This is a genomic window from Halobacillus seohaensis (genome assembly GCF_042663045.1).
In the GTDB taxonomy this organism is placed as follows: Bacteria; Bacillota; Bacilli; order Bacillales; family Halobacillaceae; genus Halobacillus_A; species Halobacillus_A seohaensis.
The window spans coordinates 34,324-50,630 of sequence record NZ_JBHSZV010000062.1 but is presented as its reverse complement, the minus strand read 5'-3'; the positions used below and the strand labels follow the sequence as shown (position 1 = coordinate 50,630).

General features: G+C 38.9%; 21 protein-coding genes and 1 pseudogene. 16 read left to right on the top strand and 6 right to left on the bottom strand.

The genetic code is table 11. The features are described 5' to 3' along the window. Positions 1 to 42: 42 nt before the first annotated feature. From ACFQIC_RS19480 to ACFQIC_RS19460, 5 genes are all read left to right on the top strand, one after another. The gene (locus ACFQIC_RS19480; RefSeq protein WP_204708419.1) at positions 43 to 666 is read left to right on the top strand and encodes a hypothetical protein; all 624 of its coding nucleotides are present in this window, start codon (positions 43 to 45) and stop codon (positions 664 to 666) included. Further along, complete coding sequence (locus tag ACFQIC_RS19475; protein WP_204708420.1) at positions 653 to 1,102, top strand: phBC6A51 family helix-turn-helix protein; 450 nt, start codon at positions 653 to 655, stop codon at positions 1,100 to 1,102. Before ACFQIC_RS19480 ends, ACFQIC_RS19475 begins: the two co-directional genes overlap by 14 nt. 225 nt (positions 1,103 to 1,327) lie before the next feature. Continuing rightward, a complete protein-coding gene (locus ACFQIC_RS19470; protein WP_204708421.1) occupies positions 1,328 to 1,501 on the top strand; it encodes a hypothetical protein in 174 nt (57 codons plus the stop codon). 5 nt (positions 1,502 to 1,506) lie between these two features. Further along, entirely contained in the window at positions 1,507 to 2,043 is a 537-nt protein-coding gene (locus ACFQIC_RS19465) for a hypothetical protein (RefSeq protein WP_204708422.1), read from the top strand. 112 nt (positions 2,044 to 2,155) lie between these two features. Then, the gene (locus tag ACFQIC_RS19460; RefSeq protein WP_204708423.1) at positions 2,156 to 2,404 is read left to right on the top strand and encodes a hypothetical protein; all 249 of its coding nucleotides are present in this window, start codon (positions 2,156 to 2,158) and stop codon (positions 2,402 to 2,404) included. A 117-nt stretch (positions 2,405 to 2,521) separates the two neighbouring features. On the opposite strand, the gene ACFQIC_RS19455 is transcribed toward ACFQIC_RS19460, so the two are convergent. Together ACFQIC_RS19455 and ACFQIC_RS19450 are read right to left on the bottom strand one after the other, a co-directional pair. Then, positions 2,522 to 2,833 (bottom strand): hypothetical protein, encoded by a 312-nt coding sequence (locus ACFQIC_RS19455; RefSeq protein WP_204708424.1) that lies wholly within the window; start codon positions 2,831 to 2,833, stop codon positions 2,522 to 2,524. A gap of 101 nt (positions 2,834 to 2,934) precedes the next feature. Beyond that, positions 2,935 to 3,132: a helix-turn-helix transcriptional regulator gene (locus ACFQIC_RS19450; RefSeq protein ID WP_204708425.1), complete on the bottom strand. Its 198-nt coding sequence runs from the start codon at positions 3,130 to 3,132 to the stop codon at positions 2,935 to 2,937. A 300-nt stretch (positions 3,133 to 3,432) separates the two neighbouring features. Between ACFQIC_RS19450 and ACFQIC_RS19445 the strand changes: the two genes are divergently transcribed. From ACFQIC_RS19445 to ACFQIC_RS19435, 3 genes and pseudogenes are all read left to right on the top strand, one after another. Then, on the top strand, positions 3,433 to 4,620 hold the full coding sequence (locus ACFQIC_RS19445) for an FtsK/SpoIIIE domain-containing protein (RefSeq protein ID WP_204708426.1): 1,188 nt from the start codon (positions 3,433 to 3,435) through the stop codon (positions 4,618 to 4,620). Further along, positions 4,553 to 5,176, top strand: a complete 624-nt coding sequence (locus ACFQIC_RS19440; RefSeq protein WP_204708427.1) for a replication-relaxation family protein — start codon at positions 4,553 to 4,555, stop codon at positions 5,174 to 5,176. Before ACFQIC_RS19445 ends, ACFQIC_RS19440 begins: the two co-directional genes overlap by 68 nt. 260 nt (positions 5,177 to 5,436) lie before the next feature. Next, positions 5,437 to 5,538, top strand: a pseudogene (locus ACFQIC_RS19435) (HesB/IscA family protein); the annotation flags it as partial. Positions 5,539 to 6,153: 615 nt separating this feature from the next. On the opposite strand, the gene ACFQIC_RS19430 reads toward ACFQIC_RS19435, so the two are convergent. After that, positions 6,154 to 7,140: an NAD(P)/FAD-dependent oxidoreductase gene (locus tag ACFQIC_RS19430; protein WP_204708428.1), complete on the bottom strand. Its 987-nt coding sequence runs from the start codon at positions 7,138 to 7,140 to the stop codon at positions 6,154 to 6,156. Between the two features lie 303 nt (positions 7,141 to 7,443). On the opposite strand from ACFQIC_RS19430, the gene ACFQIC_RS19425 reads away from it, so the two are divergent. From ACFQIC_RS19425 to ACFQIC_RS19415, 3 genes are all read left to right on the top strand, one after another. Next, entirely contained in the window at positions 7,444 to 8,664 is a 1,221-nt protein-coding gene (locus ACFQIC_RS19425; protein ID WP_204708429.1) for an NAD(P)/FAD-dependent oxidoreductase, read from the top strand. 67 nt (positions 8,665 to 8,731) lie between these two features. Beyond that, positions 8,732 to 9,049 (top strand): YuiB family protein, encoded by a 318-nt coding sequence (locus tag ACFQIC_RS19420; RefSeq protein ID WP_204708430.1) that lies wholly within the window; start codon positions 8,732 to 8,734, stop codon positions 9,047 to 9,049. Positions 9,050 to 9,152: 103 nt separating this feature from the next. Then, positions 9,153 to 9,800 carry a 3D domain-containing protein gene (locus ACFQIC_RS19415; RefSeq protein WP_204708431.1) on the top strand — a complete coding sequence of 216 codons (648 nt, stop codon included), beginning with the start codon at positions 9,153 to 9,155 and terminating at the stop codon, positions 9,798 to 9,800. Positions 9,801 to 9,843: 43 nt separating this feature from the next. Here the strand turns inward: ACFQIC_RS19415 and ACFQIC_RS19410 are convergent, their stop codons facing one another. Next, on the bottom strand, positions 9,844 to 10,320 hold the full coding sequence (locus ACFQIC_RS19410) for a divergent PAP2 family protein (RefSeq protein WP_204708432.1): 477 nt from the start codon (positions 10,318 to 10,320) through the stop codon (positions 9,844 to 9,846). 147 nt (positions 10,321 to 10,467) lie between these two features. Here ACFQIC_RS19410 and ACFQIC_RS19405 point away from each other — a divergent pair, with 147 nt between their 5' ends. Beyond that, the gene (locus tag ACFQIC_RS19405; protein ID WP_204708433.1) at positions 10,468 to 11,952 is read left to right on the top strand and encodes a leucyl aminopeptidase; all 1,485 of its coding nucleotides are present in this window, start codon (positions 10,468 to 10,470) and stop codon (positions 11,950 to 11,952) included. 24 nt (positions 11,953 to 11,976) lie between these two features. Here the strand turns inward: ACFQIC_RS19405 and deoD are convergent, their stop codons facing one another. Continuing rightward, positions 11,977 to 12,687 carry a purine-nucleoside phosphorylase gene (gene deoD, locus ACFQIC_RS19400; RefSeq protein ID WP_204708434.1) on the bottom strand — a complete coding sequence of 237 codons (711 nt, stop codon included), beginning with the start codon at positions 12,685 to 12,687 and terminating at the stop codon, positions 11,977 to 11,979. 137 nt (positions 12,688 to 12,824) lie between these two features. On the opposite strand from deoD, the gene ACFQIC_RS19395 reads away from it, so the two are divergent. From ACFQIC_RS19395 to ACFQIC_RS19385, 3 genes are read left to right on the top strand one after another with little or no spacing between them, the layout of a single operon-like run. After that, complete coding sequence (locus ACFQIC_RS19395; protein ID WP_204708435.1) at positions 12,825 to 13,847, top strand: HD-GYP domain-containing protein; 1,023 nt, start codon at positions 12,825 to 12,827, stop codon at positions 13,845 to 13,847. A 41-nt stretch (positions 13,848 to 13,888) separates the two neighbouring features. Beyond that, positions 13,889 to 14,377, top strand: a complete 489-nt coding sequence (locus tag ACFQIC_RS19390; protein ID WP_204708436.1) for a cation:proton antiporter regulatory subunit — start codon at positions 13,889 to 13,891, stop codon at positions 14,375 to 14,377. A gap of 6 nt (positions 14,378 to 14,383) precedes the next feature. Then, complete coding sequence (locus ACFQIC_RS19385) at positions 14,384 to 15,562, top strand: cation:proton antiporter (protein ID WP_204708437.1); 1,179 nt, start codon at positions 14,384 to 14,386, stop codon at positions 15,560 to 15,562. Positions 15,563 to 15,580: 18 nt separating this feature from the next. Here the strand turns inward: ACFQIC_RS19385 and kapB are convergent, their stop codons facing one another. Next, a complete protein-coding gene (kapB, locus tag ACFQIC_RS19380) occupies positions 15,581 to 15,976 on the bottom strand; it encodes a kinase-associated lipoprotein KapB (protein WP_204708438.1) in 396 nt (131 codons plus the stop codon). A 122-nt stretch (positions 15,977 to 16,098) separates the two neighbouring features. Between kapB and ACFQIC_RS19375 the strand changes: the two genes are divergently transcribed. Continuing rightward, positions 16,099 to 16,293 (top strand): hypothetical protein, encoded by a 195-nt coding sequence (locus ACFQIC_RS19375; RefSeq protein ID WP_204708439.1) that lies wholly within the window; start codon positions 16,099 to 16,101, stop codon positions 16,291 to 16,293. Positions 16,294 to 16,307: the final 14 nt, after the last annotated feature.

Genomic DNA, 16,307 nt, shown 5'->3' with positions numbered 1-16,307 from the left:
TGATTAACTTAGCGATCAACGACCGGAAAGGAGATAAGGTAAATGGCAGAAATGACGCATCATCAACGTATAAAAGAGTACCGGACAAGGCTAGACGAAGCGAAAAGAGAACGGCAAGAAAGGCGGGTTGAAGCCGGTTTACCTGCGGAGGCTCCTGCCGAAGATTTCGTCGATGACGCGCTCGCTACCGTGATTTTCGATGAGCACGTCCGTCCTTTACTGCCAGTAGTTACCCATTATATAGGGGCGACTATTAAGGCAGGGCGGATTATTCCAGTCGATACGAGTTACTTCGACGATGTAGAGCCGTATTTCGCGGTGCTCCGGTATTCCGATAAATTATCGATGTACTCCGGGTTAGTACGTGGAGTTGTCCGGAGCATGCGGCAGTATAACGCCGTACTCGATAGCGGTGAGCCTTACGACATGGACGATGTAAAGCATAGTCTGCATAAGAGCGCTCGTATGATGAAGTTATTCCACGAAAACGAGAGCAGTCTAACAGACTTGCGTAATGAAGGACTTTACGAAAGAGTCGCTTGGCTGCGCGATAGCGAAGAGAATGTACGGGAAGAGATTCATAAAGTGATCGCTCACTATAAAGAGATTGAGCCATTACTAGAAGAAAGTCAAAAAGAGGGGGAATTGAAGTATGAAAACAATTAAGGACATTGAAGCACATTTAGACAACAGGAAGATTAGAGCAGCTCATCTATTGGTTGCGAACGACTTCGCACCTAAGGGCGAGGTAAGAAAGGTTGAAGATATCGCTGAAGAAGTGGGGGTATCCCGTAAGACTATCTATGAGTGGAAAAAGGAGCTCATTTTTATCAAATATATGGAGGCCCTTTCCGATGTATCGCTGGCGGCATATCGCAGTAAAGTCGACTCACAACTGATGAAGCTAATAGAAGGCGCGTCAAATAACGGTAATGCCTCGGTTAAAGCTTTAGAGATGTGGTATAAGCTTCATGGTCGATTAGTCGAACGCTCCGAGATTATAGACGAAAGCACACCGAAAGCCTCACGCACTTATTCAGACGAAGAGATTGAGCGTGAAATGGACGAATTAAACGAAATGATGAACAGGCCGAAACACTAAATGTTATGCGGGAGCTTTCGAGCTCCTGCGTTTATGGTTCTAGAGGTTCGGGAATTGAATAAACATAGTTGGTAATAGTGTGCTTTTACTAACAAAATCTAATTATATACTTGATAAAAGTGGTAATCAGGGTGTATAGTCAGAATAAGAAGTTAGGCATACTATGTAATACTACTCAAAAAGGTGGTGTTGCATTTGTGTGATAACAAAAAGGAGGATAAAAAGATGGCGATTACTCAATATGCTCCTACACAAAAGAGGCGAAGAAGACCAAAGACAAAAAGATCTAATCTTTATGCTACAACGAATCCGGAAAGAATGGAGATGATCAATAAGTTATCTGAAAGAAACGGTGGATTGAGCAACCTGACTTATAAGCAGGTCTATGGGGAGGACTAAGATAAGTGCCGCATTCTAGATATATTCACCCTGAAAACTGGGGTGAGATTGAAAAAGGATACTTCTTTCAGGCTGCGATGTATTATCTATCTGATACAGAGCAGCCTTTAAAATTTTTGATGACCGATGAAAATGGAAATTTATCAGTTGAAGAAAGACACGGTAATTTTGATTCGATAATTGGACCGAATGGGAGACCTAGTGCGGTAGAGCAAGATGTGGTCGTTACGGTAAAGCCAAGACAAGTGGTTATACTTTCAAATAATAATGTGAATCAATCTGAACGTTTTAAATATGTCCAAGTTGCTCCTGTATTCGGAATTAAAGGATATGAGACAAAGAAGCCGTGGTATGAAGATTTAAAAGACGATTCATTAGAGGGCTTTGTCTTCGTTCCAAAAGGAAGAAACGGAATTGCTATTGATTTGACTCAGATTTCCACAATACATAAAAGTCTTTTGTTAGAAAAGCAAGATTATTTACGACAACCACGAATGGATTTCTTAGAATCTCAATTGTTAGATCAATTGGATATAGAATAAAGAGGGATCTCTACCTGCAAATAAGCAGGAGGGAGCTCTTTTTTATTTAGAAGGAAATTAACGGAAAGTGTCGAATATAACTCCGATGAAATAAAAAGGAGTTGACCGCAATATGTTTGATGATCCGTACAAAACACGCCGCACCCTCGAGCTTTACGGACTAAGCCAATACGAAATAACGAAAGCCGTTAAAATGGCGGACGGTGATCGCCTCATTACCGTTAAAGATAACGAAGCCCCTGAAAACTCTCCGACAACCTACGTACAGTCCTACATACCTACGATTCCAGACGATGAGATTCGCAGCTTTCTTATGCGCCAGATGACCATGATTCAAGGCGAGTGGTATGATGAGGAATAAGGCGCAAATCTAAACTTTATTATACGCGACGGAAAATTTAAGTCTTGGGACGAGTGCTATCTTTTTACACAACGATATAGCTCGTCCCTTACTATTCCAAACTCCGTATATTTTCCGTTAGAACAACCCGACGATAAAGTCCCATAATCCTACGCCTATGAAAAGGAGTATTACGAACAATACCGCCATAGGAACCGCAGCGTAATAAAAAATCGTAGCGCCTGCGAACATCTTTCCAATACCGAGCCAGCGTTCGTTAGACGTCTCATCACGCCAGCGTTTTCGGGCGGGCTTGCCGGGAGATTCCGGCTTTGCATCCGCCTGCTTCACCTTCGCCTCATCGCCTTTCTTCTTAGCTTTATCGTCCCATTCGCTTATCTTCGCCTGATACTTCCGTTCTGCTTCCATTAACTTCTTAAATACGCCCATTCGATCAACCTCCGTTTATTTCCTTTAACGTAGCATAGGTCGTCCGAAAAGGTTGACGAAGATTGCAGAGAAACGAACAAAATGACGGGGCCCGCTTTTTTTTATTCCTTTTTTCGATCGTACAAATCATCAACTTTCACATTCAGGAGGTCGGCCAATTTATAAGCCATTTTTAACGATGGATATGCTTTATTGTTTGCCCATTTTGAGACAGTCTCTCTGGAAACCTCTAGCTTCCGCGAAACTTCCTCGTTAGATAAATCTTTTCTTACGATCCATTCTTTTATTCTGCTTTTCATAGAATCACCTATTATCTATATTCGACAAACAAATACATAACCCTTTTGAATTATTACTTCACATTTTTGGATGTTTATTTCACATGGACAGGCAAGTTTAGTAGGCTCTATTGCATAGATTAAGGTATATATATTGGAAGAGTGAAAGGAAAGAGGTATAGAGTATTCCAACTATATTTCCCACCGTGCAACTACCAAGGAATATTCCAACCCTTATTATCTCCCTTTCATCTTCATTCCTTCTCCTGCCATTCGTCAGTCACAATACTTATGTATTTTATTTTTTAGGAGGTTTCTATTATGTACTTTTCACCTGATGTTTTTTACTGGTCAGGATTACTAGCTTATCTTGGATATCTCTCGACTAGAAGGTCGCTCACTACAAAGGAGATGATTCGATTAGTATTCGTAAATACGAAATTTACCGTAAACGAAAAACCGCCTAAGCTGATAGAAGTATATAAACGTGATCATTATGTGGAGTATGAATACCTCTTACCGTTCGGCCTGTGTCTTAATGAAAAGGTGACGGAAGCACTCACGCAAATATTCACGAAGCCAGTCCGAATTTACACCGAACATTCTAAGCTGTTCATCCGGGCATATAACGAGGACTTACCTACCGAAGTTAATCACGACAGCTTTCCGAAGCGAGGCGGTTGGCAAGTTCCGTTAGGGCTCACATTAGAGGGTCCCGTTTACCATAACTTCGAAAAGCGGCCGCATATGATAGTCGCGGGCATGACCCGTTATGGAAAATCAATTCTGCTAAAGTCGGTCCTCACCTCATTAATCGAAACAAATCCCGATAACCTACGCGTATATATCATCGACATGAAAGGCGGATTAGAGTTCGGGAGGTTCGATCATTTACGGCAGGTCGTAAAGGTAGGCGCGGATACGAGCGAGGCAAAGGAAATATTCGAAGAGGTCCACGCGGAAATAGAAAAAATGATGAAGTGGATGCGGCAGAAACGAATAACTAACGTAGTTAAGAGCGGAGTTAAACAACGCACATTTATCATTATCGACGAAGGCGCTCAGTTAGCACCGGCTCCGTTTATGGATAAGGAAGAAAAGAAAGCGATGCAGTATTGCCAGTACGTAATGTCCGAAATCACACGCGTAGCAGGAGCGCTTGGCTATCGGCTAATTTACGGATCACAATATCCGACCGCCGACAATTTACCGCGTCAGGTTAAACAAAATGCCGACGGTGGCGTTAGTTTCCGACTACCTACGAAAACGGCGAGCTTAGTCGCTATTGACGACACAGGTAGTGAAGAATTGACCATACCAGGTCGCGCTATATACAAGACGAGTACGAGAGAAGAGATACAGACGCCTCTCATTGAGGACGACAACATGCTGAGCCGATTAGATAAGTACAAACGAAAGGAACCGAAAGGGGAAGGAAACAATGGCAACGTTAACGAAGTCGGAACAACGCCAGATACGAAACGAAGCGATCTTGTCCAGTTTGGATAAGCTACAATTCGCAACGCGCGAACACTTGCGCCAGTTACACGACTTAGCGGGTGTGCGTAATGCTAACCGAATACTTTCCGAACTGGAAACCGCAAAGCTAATTCAGTCATTCCGCAAAGAGGCGAAGATTTACTCGTTAGCAAAGGCCGGGCGGGATTTAATCGGAAGCACGCAAGAGGTTGCGCGTAAGGTTAGCTATATTGAACACGCCTTATTACGTAATGACGCTTACCTACGCTTAGGGATGCCGGACGACTGGCGGACTGAGGAACGGATGCGATTTAAGGTGCACGGCGAGACAGTTTCGATTACTCCGGACGCAACGTTTTCCCACGGAAATATAATGACATTTATCGAGATTGACCGTACTCAAAGTATGCGAGAGAATCGCAAGAAACTCGAAAGGTACGCCCACTTACTTCCGTTAATTGAGCAGCAGTTCTCCAAGCCGCCTATAGTCGTGTTTTTTACGGTGAGCGATTCACGAAAGCGCAGGATCAAACAGGCTTGCGATGAATACAGAGTTCGAGCGAAAGTTTATACGAAAAGCGGTTAATGTACTCAGGCGCCATATAAGCGAATTAGTTTACGTTAGACGGGTGATAGTACGCTTCGATTCAACTGAGAGCGATTGTATAATGGGGCTTGTATTATGCGGAAACTTTGGGTAGAATTGTAATAACGTAATCTATCGCTACTGAGGTTGAGTAATAATAACCCAATTGAACGATAACAGCCGTGTATATAATGGAAGAATTACTGAAAACCGTATAACCTAGCGCTTAACATAACGGTAAGGGGTTCGAGGTGCATAACGGAGGTTTTACGATCGATAACCCGAATGCAATCGTTTCCTGTGGCTGTGGATCTTCTTTCAAAACGGCGACGAATGCGGGTACACCTGACCCGAACTGTTAATTTTCAATAAATACAAAGTCCAAACATGTTTGTTAATACCCCTTGTGAATTAATTAATTCACAAGGGGTAACGGGATATCAGCAGTCACCTTCTTAGCGGAGTGAATTTTCGTTAAGAAGGTTTTTGTTTTTGCAAAGGTTTATCAAACGTAATAGAGATTAGCTTAACGGATTCGGGATGTGAGTTAAATATTTAATCCGTACCAATTAGAAGGCTATCCACATAGTGAACAATAGCTTTTTCAATTAGGAGGAGGAAATGTCTTTCGTCAATAGTTTTGATGGAGGATTATTTTTTCAAAACTTTCACACTTTAATCCTTTAAAACACCTATACATTAAAGGGTGATTATACTACAATAGAAATTGTATTTCACTTACTCACATTTCTAACCAATTTGGTGAGTAATTTATGTAGTGGATGATCTCCGTACTTATATTCCCCCTTCATCATTAAATCTGATAAAGGGGGAATCTTTATATTTATTATTAACTACTAAACATGTTTGTGACTCTCTAATAACTTGATAGAAAAAAAGTAACTTTTTAAAAAAACATCTTCTCCAAAGTTTGGAGAAGATGTTTTTTCTTGGGCATATTATAGAAACAAATAGGTTTATGAAAACATACTTGTTGAATGCTTTGGTTGTACTCTGGCGTCTGGATCAATGTAGGATTTTGCATTATTAACGGCAGTAGGTCCCTCACCAAATCCTGTAGCAATTAGTTTAACTTTTCCAGGGTAAGTGCAAATGTCACCTGCTGCATAAATGCCTTTGATATTTGTTTCCATTTTAGAATTGACAATAATGCTGTTTTTTTCGATGTCAAGTTCCCATTCTTTTATTGGACCTAAAGAAGATATAAAACCATAATTTACAATGACTTCGTCTACATCAATGGTATCTACTTTATCCCCTTTAACCTCATGTAGTTCGACCTGTTGAATACGTTCGTTTCCAATCATCTTCTCAGGTGCATAAGGAGTCATCAAATTTACTTTAGAATTGTTCAGTTGTTCTACGCTATGCTCGTGGGCACGAAACTTATCCCGACGATGAACAAGGTTTACTTGTTTGGCAATGGGTTCTAACATTAATGCCCAATCTACTGCTGAATCGCCGCCGCCACAAATCATCACTTTTTTGTCAGCGAATTTGTTCATATCATCTACATAATAATGAAGATTGGTATCTTCGAATCTTTCTGTTCCCTCTATTTTTAATCGACGTGGCTGAAAGGCTCCATTTCCAGCTGTTACTATAATCGTTCTTGTATAATGTACTTCTTTATTTGTAACAAGCTTAAAAGAACCGTCTTCAAGACGTTCGATCGTCTGAACAGATTGTTCAAGAGAAATAGCTGGATCAAATGCTAATGCTTGCTCTTTTAAATTATCAACTAATTCTTGAGCTCCAACACGAGGAAATCCTGCTACATCAAAAATATATTTTTCTGGATAGAGAGCTGATAGCTGACCACCCAAATGAGGTAGACTTTCTATAATTTTAACGCTTGCTTGACGCATGCCACCATAAAATGCTGTAAATAAACCAGTGGGTCCGCCTCCGATTATGGTTATATCATAAACTTTATCACTCATATAGTTGTCCCCCTGTTCAAAATCAAATGACACTTTTCCTATTCTATCACAAATCCCTAAGTGTAAGCACGAAAGTTTACCGAGTAAGCGCTTTATAATTATCGGAATATTTACAACCTTTGGACAAATCAAGAAAGGGTTGAAAATAATAAAAAAAAAGTCTAATATTGACTCTAGAAAATAAATTACGATTTTGTGACAGATATATATAAATTGATAGGCTTTTTTTTATGTATGATTGTGTGAAACGAGTCACAAGGTAACATATTTAGTGTAAAATTTATAGAGATGGAAGTGATTTTCATGAACAACCCAAACATTGTCATTCTTGGCGCAGGTTATGGTGGGATTATGACTGCGGTGAAATTGCAAAAAAGTCTTGGACCTAATGATGCAAATATTACTTTAGTAAACAAGCATAGTTATCATTATCAAACAACTTGGTTACACGAGAATGCGGCAGGTACGCTGCACCACGACCGTACACGTATTGCTATTAATGATGTTGTGAATACAAGTCAAGTGAATTTTGTACAAGATACTGTCTCTAGTATCTTACCAGAAGAAAAGAAAGTTGTTTTAGAAGATGGTGAACTTAGTTACGATTATTTGGTTATTGGTCTAGGTTTTGAGGCTGCTACATTTGGAATACCAGGACTGAAAGAGAATGCTTTCACGATTAACAGTATTAATAGTGCTCGTTTGATCCGTCAGCATATCGAGTACAATTTTGCTAAATATAATAATGAAGCAAATCCAAAAGAAGAGCGCTTAAACATTGTTGTAGGTGGTGCTGGATTTACTGGTATTGAATTTGTTGGTGAACTTGCTAACCGTATACCTGAACTGTGTAAAGAATACGATATTCCACGTGAAAAAGTCCGTCTGATAAATGTGGAAGCTGCACCTACTGCTTTGCCTGGATTTGATCCAGAGCTTGTCGAATATGCGATGAACTCCCTAGAAGCTAAGGGTGTTGATTTCAAAATTGGTGCGATGATTAAAGAAGTAACGGAAAATAAGTTAGTATTTGAAAAAGATGAACAGCGTGAGGAAATTGCAACAAACACTGTAGTATGGGCAGCTGGCGTTCGCGGTAATTCCTTAGTTGAAGAGTCTGGATTTGAAGCTAACCGTGGCCGTATGCCTGTAGAGCCTGATTTAAGGAGTAAACAATATCCAGAAGTGTTCATCGTTGGTGATTGTGCTCTTATATTTAATGAAGAAACTGAGCGACCTTACCCACCAACAGCTCAGATTGCGATTCAAATGGCTGAAAACACAGCTGAGAACCTTACGAAGCTTGTGAGCGGTGATAAGCATTTAGAACCGTTTAAGCCAAACCTTCAAGGTACTGTTGCTTCTTTAGGTCATGATGATGCAATCGGAGTCGTTTTTGATGATAAGAAGTTATTTGGTTGGTCAGCAACGGCTATGAAGAAGGTCATTGATAATCGCTACCTTCTTAAACTAGGTGGTCTAGGACTTGTCTTGAAAAAAGGAAAGTTAAACTTCTTTAAATAAGAATGATTTACAAAGCAAAGGCAGTTTTTCTACTGTCTTTGCTTTTTTACAAGTAGGGGGAACTTAGTTGAACATTGTACAGTTTGCTGTCTCATTGCTGTTGTTTTTTGTGCTTTTCTTTGGAATTGGCTTTTTATTAAATATGATTCTTCGTTCATCATGGATTATGGCTATCGTTTATCCAGTCATTATTTTGCTCATCGTTGATAATTTTGAAATTAGTCGATATTTCACAGATACATCAAATGCCTTTTCTACCGTATTTGACCAATTAATTCATCTGAAAGTCGTTGATATTATTGTTTTAGTGAGCGGTTTTGCCGGTACGATCGTTGCTGGTATAGTTATAAAATGGTTAAGGAAAAATGGATACCAAATGTTTTAATAGGAGTTCCGTAACTAGAGGATAAGACGTCCCTAGTTACGGACTTTTTTTGAATAGAGATGGAACGTTTTGGACATGATGAACATCGAGAGGTGAATTCATCATGACTCAAATTTTTAAACGGATTTTATTATTTATTTTGTTTGTTGGGGCGATTTATAGTACGTGGTTAAGTATTTCGAACCTTTCTTTAAAGGATGTAAATGATTGGATTACTTTAAAGGAACTAACGAAGAGCGAAGAGAGTGGAGAAGAATTAACATTAACGAACACCTCTAGTGAATCGGCTGCGACTTCTGCATCCATTAATAAAGATTCGTTAGAGGATATTTTAAATCTTTCTGAATTTCCACGATATACAGTGACAGCGACTGGTTATACAGCAGGTCATGAGTCAACAGGTAAACATGCAGACCATCCTGCCTTTGGAATAACTTATTCAGGGGTCGAAGTGAAAAGAGATTTATACTCAACCATTGCTGCTGATTTAGAAATATTTCCATTAGGAACAGTGCTTTTTATTCCCGGGTACGGGTATGGTGTGGTAGCTGATACAGGTTCAGCCATTAAAGGAGACAAGATTGACTTATATTATCCAAGCGTGGAGGATGTTTATAATCAGTGGGGTAAAAAAGAAATAGACGTATTTGTCATTGAAGAAGGCGATGGAACTTTACGCGAAAAGGATTTAATTTACTATAATGATAATGAGGCGTTAGAGGTTTTTAGAAATGAAATTCTTGGAGAGTAAAGTAAACCAAGCCAGCTGTCTTCGGACGGCCGGCTTGGTTTATTTAATAGATAAGTGTATGAAGAAAAGTTGTAAGTAATATTCCTGTCAGTCCTCCGAAAAATACTTCAATGGGTTTGTGTCCCAACAATTCTTTTAACTCTTCTCTTTTTTGGTATTCCTCTTTAGTCGCCCACTCTTTTGCTTCTCCAACAAACCGTTGAAAATCATTCAGCAGTATATTTAACATAATGGCTTGTTCACCTGTTTGACGTCTCACTCCTGTTGAATCAAACATAACGATGATCGTAAATACAGCAGCGACAGCAAAAATAGATGAATTAAAGCCATGATCAATTCCGACTGCTGTAGATAATGCCGTAACGGCTGCAGAGTGACTACTAGGCATCCCTCCAGTGCTAAAAGCTAAACCAGGATCAAGTTTTCTAGAAGCTAGGAATTGGATAGGGATTTTAACTATTTGTGCAAATAATATAGCTGCGATTGCGGCCCACAAAGGGAAGTTATGTAGTACTTCCATATCGATTTGGACATCCTTTCTTCTACTACACTAAATGAAGTGAATTCAAAATTTATAGTATTATGATTGTATCATAGATAATTATTCATTGTCCTTTTTTAGATCAGTACTAAAATCTAGTATACTAATAGTTGGAGGTGTTAAAAAATGTTTAATATAAGACAAGACTTGTTACAAAAAGAAGAAGCTTTAGTTGTTGGTTTATTTTCTGGACAAATTGAAGAAAACGTCACATTTCAAACATTAAATGAAGGTGTAGAAGGGATCTTGACGGATTACATATTGGATGGAGATATATCAAGTAACTATAAGGAAGTATCAAAATATTTACCGAACAAACTCTTAGAAACAAAAAGAATTTATTTCTTAGGGTTAGGAGAGGAAAAAAATCTTGATCGCAACAATTACCGTAAAGTCTTTGGGAGGTTGTTTAAAAGGTTGCAAGCAGATCGAATTACTGAGGTATCGATTGCGTTTGATAGTGTTCTTCCTTCTTCAATGAGTCCAAGTGAAGGCGCTTCTCTTATTGCTGAGAGTATGGGAATGTCTACTTATCAATTGGCACATTTCAAAACAACAGAAGAAAAGAAACTTGATTATCTACATGAGATAACTCTGGTTGGTAATCTTGATCATAAAGAATTACTTAATTCATTAGCAATGGGATATGCAATGAGTAAAGGAGTGAATACGGCAAGGCACTTAATCCATTCACCAGCAAATTTACTTACATCTACTTCTATGGCTGAATTTGCTAGAGAGTTAGCACTCATGCATGACTTTTCGGTGGATATTTTAGAGAAAGAAGAGATGGAGCAATTAGGGATGGGGGCTTTATTAGCAGTTAACCAAGGGTCAACCGAACCACCAGCCATGATCGTATTAAAGTATCAAGGGTTACCTGAATGGGGAAATGTAACAGCTTTCGTCGGGAAGGGCATCACCTTTGATACGGGTGGATACTCTATTAAATCTAAAACAGGAATGCCAGGGATGAAAGGGGATATGGGAGGAGCAGCTGCTGTATTAGGGGCAATGGAAACCATTGGTCGCGTTAAACCAACGTGTAATATATTAGCTGTTATCCCATCTACTGATAACATGATTTCAGGTTCAGCGTTCAAACCTGACGATGTGATTACTTCTATGAGTGGTCGGACAATAGAAGTATTGAATACCGATGCAGAAGGTCGGCTGGCTTTAGCTGATGGTGTTACTTATGCTAAAAAGCAAAAAGTAGTTCGTATTATCGATGTTGCAACACTCACAGGTGGTGTAGTTACTGCCCTTGGTTCATGGATGACAGGAGCAATGACGAATAATCAGAAGTTATTTAACAATGTGCAACAAATTGCTGAACAAATGGGAGAGCCGATTTGGCAACTGCCGTATAATGAAGATTATCAAGCACAAGTAAGAAATAGTGATGTGGCTGATTTAAATAATTCCCCTACGAGTAAAGCCCACCCGATTATGGGAGGAGCTTTTGTGGGAGAATTTGCTGAAGAAACTCCATGGGTTCATCTAGATATTGCAGGAACTTCAATGGCTGAATCTCCTCACGATCTAGGTCCAAAAGGTCCATCTGGGGTAATGGCGCGAACTTTAGCAGCTATTGCTATATATTCATAAAAAAAAGCCCTTTATGGGCTTTTTTTAATCCTGGATGGCTGCCTCTAGAGCAACTTCGATCATTTCATTAAAAGTCGTTTGTCTTTCTTCTGATGAAGTTTCTTCACCTGTAAGGATATGATCGCTAACTGTAAGAACAGATAAAGCTTCACGATCATACTTTGCAGCTAATGTATAAAGTGCAGTTGTTTCCATTTCAACAGCCAAGACATTGTATTTAGCGAGCAGATTGAATAAATCCATAGCGTGATCACGATAGAAACTATCGCTCGTAAATACGTTTCCAACGCGTAGCTTAAGCCCTTTTTGAACTCCTGCATCGTAAGCATTCTTCAATAAATGAAAATCAGCGGCAGGCGCATAATCGATTCCATCAAAGACCATACGGTTCATCTGCGAATCAGTAGTAGCAGTTGAGGCAAGGATTACATCACGTACTTTAACATCCTTCTGCAAGGCACCGCATGTACCAACTCGGATGAGTTTCTGTACATCATAGCTTTCCATCAATTCATTAACATAAATAGAAATAGAAGGTACGCCCATCCCTGTGCCTTGCACCGAAATGCGTTCTCCTTTATAAGTACCTGTGTACCCATACATACCGCGAACTTCATTGTAGCAAGTAGTATCTTCAAGAAAATTTTCTGCTATATATTTCGCTCGAAGCGGGTCACCAGGTAATAAAATTTTATCTGCGATTTCTCCGGGTTTTGCACCAATATGTACACTCATTGGCAAGACCTCCTTATAACATTTAACTCGTTTTAAAATTACCATACAAAGGGGCGGAAAACAAATAAAGATGTGGAATGACAATTATCCAACTGATAGAATAAACATAATAGGTAGGGAGGATCGGGGGAGAATATATGCGTTATGCTTTAATCCAACATGTACAACAAAATGATCGCTTAGGTAAGAATATTTATTCAGATGATGGTCGCATTCTACTCAATAGCGGAATTACGTTAACCATTGGTCTCATTTCTCGATTAAAAGGAATGGGGGTAGAGGCGATATACTTGCAGGATGAAGAAGGGGAATCTGTTACGAACGATTCTATTAGTGAAGAGACAAAACAAGAATTATTGAGTAACTTATCGACTTCCTTCGATTATATTCAGTCAGGAAAGGGGTTTAATCCCGATCGTGTAAAGAAATCTGCTACGTTGATCATAGATGATTTAATTGACTCACCGGAAGTGCTATTACATTTATCTGATATTCGGACTATAAATAATCAATCACTTATCCATTCTGTTCATGTAGGAATTATGTCAATACTTGTAGGGATAAAACTTGGTTATAAGGAGCAGGAATTACGTGATCTAGGGACTGGTGCATTGCTTCATGATATTGGGAAAATTGCTGTTCACTCTAACGGTAGTCAAAGACATCATGCATGGGAAGGGTTTGATTTACTTAGGCAAAATCGTGAATTAAGTACACTAACCGCTCACGTTGCTTTTCAGCATCATGAGCATATTGATGGATCAGGAGCACCTAGAGAGATTAAAGAAGACGAAATCCATTCTTATGCTAAAATTGTTGGCATCACAAATTACTATGATAACTTAGTTGCCCCTCAAGATGGCTCTAAACCTTTACTACCTTATGAAGCTTGTGAAAAAATTTTAGGCTTAACAAATGTGTGGTTTGGTCAAGAGTATGTATGGCAATTTTTAAGATCAATCGCAATTTATCCTAACGGAAGTAGTGTTCGTTTATCAAATGGGAAGGTTGGTTCGATAATCGCTCAAAACAAAGGGCTTCCGCAACGCCCGGTGATCAGGTGTTTTAAAGATGATCGTACGTTTGATACGTATAGTGTAGAAAATATCGACCTTTCTAAACACACTACAATTTTCATTAAAAATATGTTAAGCGATTAATTATTAACTGTAAATCAGATTGTGGAAAGGATGTATTACTCATGAATATATCGATTTCTCAACTTCCTGGAATTGGTCAGAAAATTTCTTTAAAAACAGCTGAGAATTGTATGCTTGTGTTAATTGTTCACCATACAGGAAAACGAGAGCTTTATTTCTTTGACGAAGCAGATAATGAAGAAGCTGATTTTGCTATGGATTTAACCTCTGATGAAACTCGTGAATTAGGTGCTCAATTACTAGGAGCTACTTATCAGCCGGTTGATGCTGACAAACTTAAAATCTTTAAAAACCAGATTATGATCGATTGGATTGAATTGAAAGCAAGTTCGCCTATTGTGAATAAAACCATTGAAGAATCAGAAGTTCGAAATAAAACAGGAGTTACTATAATTGGTATCGTACAAGGGGGGAAAACGATTGCGATCCCTGAAGCGGACACTAAGCTACAGCCAGGTAATGTGATTATGTCAATTGGGAAGCAAGAGCAAATTGATAATATGATAGCATTGTGTAATGGAGGGGAATGATTTAGTGTGCACACAGATTTTCCTGATTTACTAGGGGCAGGGCTCATTCTGCTATTTATTTTTTATTTAGGGTTCTTAAGTATAAAAATTAAAATACCCAGTGTGATTTTGTATATTTTGCTGGGGATTGTTTTAGCAGATGCCTTAGCGGATAATGAATTACTTCACTTCGCCAGTGAGATCGGCATTGTCTTATTATTCTTTTTATTAGGGCTTGAATTTAACGTTAAGCGACTAGGCGGAATAGCAAAAAGAATATGGCCTTCAGGCTTGTTGGATGTATTGCTGAGTTTAGGTGTGACTACAGGAATTTCCCTTTTATTTAATTTGGATTTATTTTCAAGCTTTCTTGTTGGAGGGATTGCTTATGCTACTAGTTCTTCAATAACTGCGAAATTACTAGATGATCGTGGGCGAATGGCTAACACTGAGACAGAGTTCATATTAGCCATCTTGATTTTTGAAGACTTAGTAGCGCCTATTGTTGTTGCTATTTTATTTGGCGTTAGTTCTGGAGAAACGTTTACATCCTTGGCTTTTTTCTCTCTAGTTGGAAAGATTGTTGGACTTACATTGCTTGCCGTTATTATTGGCAAAACTGTATTTAAGAAATTCGAGGTCTTTTTGGATAGAATTTCTGATGAAGACTTTAAAATAGCGTTACTTATTGGAATTGCTTTGTCTTATGGTGGACTAGCTTTGCTTTTAGGGTTATCTGAAGTGTTAGGAGCTTTTCTAGCAGGTATGATGCTTGCTGAAATTGGTAAAATTGACAAGGTGGAACAAACGGTGTTTCCTGTTCGCGATCTAATGTTACCTACTTTTTTCATCTACTTTGGGACGACGATAGAAGTAGGAAATGGAGTACCGATGATAGGATTGCTTGTAACTATCATTGTTTGGTCGATTATTGCCAAACTAATTTTAGGAGTAGTAGGTGGTCCGTTTTATGGATTATCAAAACGAGCCTCTTTAAGAGCAGGCCTCTCTTTGTGTGCCCGAGGTGAGTTCTCTGTTGTTATAGCAAGCGTGGCAACCGGGGTTTTGAAAACGTTTAGTGGTCTTTATATCTTGCTTGCTGCTTTTGCTGGAATGGTTTTATTCGAGCAAGCACCTAAAATTACTAAGAAAATTTATGGTGAACCGGTTAAGAAAAAGAAGAATTTACGTGTTCCTGGAGATTAAAAGTCCAAGCTCCATTTCTTAGGAGTTTGGACTTTTGAAATATTGTTCTTCTAGATTTTCTAATTGCCGAAGCGCATACTCATTAAAATCAGTTTCTCTACGATTTAATTTTTCTTTTAACTGATGAACGGACTGTTTCAGTGATTCGATGTAATTCGGGACCACGGTTTCCTCATAAGGCTCTACTGCCTGTGTATGAATATTAGCCTTTTCTTGATAACTTAGGGCCTTTCTTTGATGGAAAAATACATCATCAGTTTTACCGGGATTATGTAAGTCTCCTTGCATCGGATGTTTTTCAACAGCAAGTACTTTAATTAATAAAGCGTTTCGACGTTCTTCGATAAACTCCCCAATATAAATACCTGTTTTATAATGAGCTCTTACTAGATCTTCAGCTTGAAATTGTGTCATTATATATTCCTCCTTTTAACAATTGTAACAAAGATAGTAAAATGTGAAAAAATAGTGAATCAGCTACTTAAAGTGATGAATTTTGTTATAATACGGTTGTGAAGGAAGGGTGTGGTCATCCTATGATGGAATTTCTATATTTTCCAGAGGATAAGTCTGAATATTTACCAGCTGTGCTGACGTTAGCAGTTTTCATGATCGCTGCTGTTGTGACGATGTACTTTATTATAAAAGCTTCTCGTAAAGAAGAAAAGCAAACGGAACATTTCACCGAAAAACATAATGAACAGCAGACGAATAAGCAAGATTTGAGGTAACTTCTCAAGTCTTG

Coding starts and splice junctions, on each gene's coding strand:
- ACFQIC_RS19480 (WP_204708419.1), top strand. CDS start 43: ATGGCAGAAATGACGCATCATCAACGTATAAAAGAGTACCGGACAAGG.
- ACFQIC_RS19475 (WP_204708420.1), top strand. CDS start 653: ATGAAAACAATTAAGGACATTGAAGCACATTTAGACAACAGGAAGATT.
- ACFQIC_RS19470 (WP_204708421.1), top strand. CDS start 1,328: ATGGCGATTACTCAATATGCTCCTACACAAAAGAGGCGAAGAAGACCA.
- ACFQIC_RS19460 (WP_204708423.1), top strand. CDS start 2,156: ATGTTTGATGATCCGTACAAAACACGCCGCACCCTCGAGCTTTACGGA.
- ACFQIC_RS19455 (WP_204708424.1), bottom strand. CDS start 2,833: ATGGGCGTATTTAAGAAGTTAATGGAAGCAGAACGGAAGTATCAGGCG.
- ACFQIC_RS19450 (WP_204708425.1), bottom strand. CDS start 3,132: ATGAAAAGCAGAATAAAAGAATGGATCGTAAGAAAAGATTTATCTAAC.
- ACFQIC_RS19445 (WP_204708426.1), top strand. CDS start 3,433: ATGTACTTTTCACCTGATGTTTTTTACTGGTCAGGATTACTAGCTTAT.
- ACFQIC_RS19440 (WP_204708427.1), top strand. CDS start 4,553: ATGGCAACGTTAACGAAGTCGGAACAACGCCAGATACGAAACGAAGCG.
- ACFQIC_RS19430 (WP_204708428.1), bottom strand. CDS start 7,140: ATGAGTGATAAAGTTTATGATATAACCATAATCGGAGGCGGACCCACT.
- ACFQIC_RS19425 (WP_204708429.1), top strand. CDS start 7,444: ATGAACAACCCAAACATTGTCATTCTTGGCGCAGGTTATGGTGGGATT.
- ACFQIC_RS19415 (WP_204708431.1), top strand. CDS start 9,153: ATGACTCAAATTTTTAAACGGATTTTATTATTTATTTTGTTTGTTGGG.
- ACFQIC_RS19410 (WP_204708432.1), bottom strand. CDS start 10,320: ATGGAAGTACTACATAACTTCCCTTTGTGGGCCGCAATCGCAGCTATA.
- ACFQIC_RS19405 (WP_204708433.1), top strand. CDS start 10,468: ATGTTTAATATAAGACAAGACTTGTTACAAAAAGAAGAAGCTTTAGTT.
- deoD (WP_204708434.1), bottom strand. CDS start 12,687: ATGAGTGTACATATTGGTGCAAAACCCGGAGAAATCGCAGATAAAATT.
- ACFQIC_RS19395 (WP_204708435.1), top strand. CDS start 12,825: ATGCGTTATGCTTTAATCCAACATGTACAACAAAATGATCGCTTAGGT.
- ACFQIC_RS19390 (WP_204708436.1), top strand. CDS start 13,889: ATGAATATATCGATTTCTCAACTTCCTGGAATTGGTCAGAAAATTTCT.
- kapB (WP_204708438.1), bottom strand. CDS start 15,976: ATGACACAATTTCAAGCTGAAGATCTAGTAAGAGCTCATTATAAAACA.
- ACFQIC_RS19375 (WP_204708439.1), top strand. CDS start 16,099: ATGATGGAATTTCTATATTTTCCAGAGGATAAGTCTGAATATTTACCA.